The sequence below is a fragment of the Cupriavidus sp. IDO genome, from assembly GCF_000812465.1.
Lineage (GTDB): Bacteria > Pseudomonadota > Gammaproteobacteria > Burkholderiales > Burkholderiaceae > Cupriavidus.
Genome location: NZ_JWMA01000103.1, coordinates 1 through 1,371, shown reverse-complemented (window position 1 = coordinate 1,371; position 1,371 = coordinate 1). Strand labels below are relative to the sequence as shown.

At 64.5% G+C, this 1,371-nt stretch carries 1 protein-coding gene and 1 pseudogene; both read right to left on the bottom strand.

The genetic code is table 11. From position 1 onward, the window contains the following. Positions 1-244: 244 nt before the first annotated feature. Positions 245-1,135 carry a polysaccharide deacetylase family protein gene (locus RM96_RS24695; RefSeq protein ID WP_039014363.1) on the bottom strand — a complete coding sequence of 297 codons (891 nt, stop codon included), beginning with the start codon at positions 1,133-1,135 and terminating at the stop codon, positions 245-247. A gap of 13 nt (positions 1,136-1,148) precedes the next feature. Beyond that, a pseudogene (locus RM96_RS24690) lies at positions 1,149-1,371 on the bottom strand (bifunctional UDP-4-keto-pentose/UDP-xylose synthase); the annotation flags it as partial.

The following is a 1,371-nucleotide window of genomic DNA, read 5'->3' as shown; positions in this document are numbered from 1 at the left end:
GTTACCACGCGGCAGGCATCGTAGCTATGCCCTGAAGCCCATACCCGTACAAAAACCGTCGAACACTACGATAAGACTGGCCGTCCGCCGAGGACAGTTAACGCGTTCTTTGGTTACTTTCTGTCGCTCGGACAGAAAGTGACTCGCCCGGCAGGGCGAAACCCGTCCATCTACCATCAACATCAGCCAACCACAGCCATCACTCTTCAGGGCGAAACCTGGGGCCGTCAGCAAAGACCCAAATTCAAGGCTGAACAATCAACTCGCCACTGCGCCCTTCAATCGACCCCCAGGTCACCGGCAGCCTCGGCAGCGATGTAGTGTCGAGATGCCGGTACCACGTCTGCATCGACACCAGCTCATGCCCCTGCGCCCGCCATCCCTGCAGCAGGCGCTCGAACACCGGCGCCAGCTTGCCGCCTTCCAGCTCGGTATGCAGCGTAAAGACATGATCGCCGGGCCCTTCGGTCAGGCGCAGCACGGCAGTGTGCACGTTGTCTTCGGTCAGGTCGTCCACGCCGATCAGCTCGTCGAGCGTGGGCAGCGTGGTGGGCATCTGCACGTGGCGGCAGGCCACCCCATCGATCGTCGGAATATAGGGCGCGGTGCCGCGTCCGTCCGACGCATAGACCATCCCCCAGTCATCGATCTGGCGGAAGGCTTCGTCGTTCATCTGCCAACCCGCCGCGCCGTGCGTGGGCGGGGCTTCGCCGAAGATCTGCACGTAGCGGTCGAACGCGCTCTGCATCTGGCGGCGCGTCCACCCGGCATCGCGCTCGCGCACGTTGTCCTGCCAGTAGACATGGTCCCAGGTATGGATGCCGCATTCATGCCCGGCGGCGCGCGCGGCACGCATCTCGGCGGCGCCCTTGCGGCCGATGTCCGGTCCTGGCAGCAACACGCCGTACATCAGCGTGCGCAGGCCGTAGTTGGACACCACCGAGGTGCGCGACACCTTCTTCAGGAAGCCCGGGCGGAACACCCGGCGCAGCGCCCAGCCCGTATGGTCCGGGCCGAGGCTGAACAGGAAGGTCGCCTGCGCCTGCGCGGCTTCCAGCATGGAAAGCAGCTTCGGCACCCCTTCGCGGGTGCCGCGCAGCGTATCGACGTCGACCTTCAGTGCGATGCGTGCCATGTGCGAGCCGGCCTCAGTTGTCGGAATCGACCAGGGTGCGCGCTTCCACGACCTTGCAGCGATACGCCTCGAAGATCCGGCGCAGCGCATCCTCCATGCTGACCTCGGGCTTCCAGCCCAGCTCCTGCATGGTGTTGGCGATCTTCGGCACGCGGTTCTGCACGTCCTGGTAGCCCTTGCCGTAGAAGTCGCCCGAGGAGGTCTCGATGATCTTCGTCTTCTTCGCTTCGTCGGCG

What these genes read in the sequence shown, in the direction of transcription:
- RM96_RS24695 (WP_039014363.1), bottom strand. Translation starts at nt 1,135, where the DNA reads ATGGCACGCATCGCACTGAAGGTCGACGTCGATACGCTGCGCGGCACC.